Origin of the sequence: Actinomadura sp. SCN-SB, assembly GCF_043906805.1 — a bacterium.
Lineage (GTDB): Bacteria > Actinomycetota > Actinomycetes > Streptosporangiales > Streptosporangiaceae > Spirillospora.
In genome coordinates, this window is sequence record NZ_JBIMPP010000226.1 from 1 (window position 1) to 237 (window position 237).

The window sequence follows — 237 nt, forward strand, 5'->3', positions numbered from 1 at the left end:
GTCGTGCAGCTCGCGGGCCAGCGCCGAGGCCAGGTCGAAGCGGAACCCGTCGACGTGCATCTCCAGCACCCAGTACCGCAGCGAGTCCATGATCAGCTGGAGCGCGTGCGGGCTGCGCACGTTCAGCGAGTTGCCGCAGCCCGTGTAGTCGAGGTGGTAGCGCTTGTCGTCGTCGCGCAGCCGGTAGTACGCGGCGTTGTCGATGCCGCGGAACGACAGCGTCGGCCCCAGGTGGTC

Annotated in this window: 1 pseudogene; it reads right to left on the reverse strand. The window is 68.8% G+C overall.

Annotated elements, in window-relative coordinates:
* Positions 1-237: pseudogene (locus ACGWYJ_RS39145) on the reverse strand (glycogen debranching enzyme); the annotation flags it as partial.